The sequence below is a fragment of the Robertmurraya korlensis NBRC 107688 genome, assembly GCF_001591645.1.
Lineage (GTDB): Bacteria > Bacillota > Bacilli > Bacillales > Cytobacillaceae > Robertmurraya_A.
Genome location: NZ_BCVH01000055.1, coordinates 1 through 1,319, shown reverse-complemented (window position 1 = coordinate 1,319; position 1,319 = coordinate 1). Strand labels below are relative to the sequence as shown.

The 1,319-nt window shown below is 35.5% G+C and carries 2 protein-coding genes; one reads left to right on the top strand and one right to left on the bottom strand.

Annotated features, from left to right (window positions below):
* Window positions 1–169: 169 nt before the first annotated feature.
* Window positions 170–403, bottom strand: a complete 234-nt coding sequence (locus BKO01S_RS23575) for a hypothetical protein (protein WP_066060219.1) — start codon at window positions 401–403, stop codon at window positions 170–172.
* A 128-nt stretch (window positions 404–531) separates the two neighbouring features.
* Here BKO01S_RS23575 and pdaB point away from each other — a divergent pair, with 128 nt between their 5' ends.
* Window positions 532–1,284: a polysaccharide deacetylase family sporulation protein PdaB gene (pdaB, locus tag BKO01S_RS23570; protein ID WP_066060217.1), complete on the top strand. Its 753-nt coding sequence runs from the start codon at window positions 532–534 to the stop codon at window positions 1,282–1,284.
* The last annotated feature ends 35 nt before the right edge of the window (window positions 1,285–1,319 follow it).

The window sequence follows — 1,319 nt, the reverse complement described above, 5'->3', positions numbered from 1 at the left end:
CAACTTTATTAACCCATCGCTCAAAAGCGACTTTATTAATATAACATCTTATTAATCGCTCGTCAATAACTTTTTTGAAATATTTTTTCATTAAGTCTGACATTCAGCAGCGACGTTTATTAATATAACAAGATCTATAAATAAAGTCAACAGGTATTTTGATATTATTTTATCCTTTCTTTTCTTTCCTTTGATTAGTTGACCTTGTATACTTCAGACACTCCTTTGCTGGTGCTACACGCTTAAAGAGTGAAAATAAAATTTTATACCTTTCCTCCATTGCTCTCTTTACAACTTGGTCAATCCGGTTATCTTTTAAATCAAACAAAATTTCATCCATTTCTCTTTTTATTAGATATTCTACCTCTTTTACCTCTTTTTCATTGATTAACAAACCTAACATAAACGATGTACACTCCTTTAACAAGTAAGTTATTGTAGTGTGTTCCTAATTTCACTTTTTTATAAGCATAAATCAAATTCTTTATGAATAGATTTGAGACAAGTAGTGTTTTGGGACGAGGTGAGAGGATGAACTTTTTCTACGTATTAAATGGCAAATCAGTAAAACAATTTATCCTTGTAGGAGTCGCAGCTTTTTTCACAGCTTGGTTTCTGTATTTAGAAAACTATGTAAATGTACCAGCATTTTCAGGGAAAGACGGACCAAAGGCAGTCTATAAAGGAGAGAAGGATTTAGCTATTAGCTTTAATATTGGTTGGGGGGATGAAAAAGCAGAACCCATTTTAGATGTTTTAAAAAGCAAAAACGTAAAATCAGCCACTTTCTTTTTATCCGGTTCCTGGGCTGAAAGGCACCCGCACATCGTAGAGAGAATCACAAAGGAAGGTTATGAGATAGGTATCCTGGGATATAATTACGAAGATTATACCGAGCTGGATGAAAGTAAGATCGTAAAGGATATCGCTAGAGCTCAGGAGGCGTTTAAAAAACTGGGAGTAAAGGATATTAAACTTTTACGAGCGCCTACAGGTCATTTTGACCAAAAAACCCTAAAAGTAGCGGATCGTTTTGGTCTAACCGTTATCCATTGGAGCGTTGATTCAAAAGACTGGACCAATCCTGGAGTAGATGCTATCAAAGCAAATGCTGCGAAAGCAACTAAGGGGGACATCCTTCTCCTTCATGCTTCAGATTCCGCCAAACAGACAGCTGCTGCCCTTCCGTCTATTATTGACGACATTAATAAAAAGGGGTTAAAACTTGTATCTGTTTCCGAGATGATCGCAAATGCTACATCATCATCAAAGGAAATAAAATAAAATAAATAAAGCCGTCTTATTTCAGACGGCTTCAG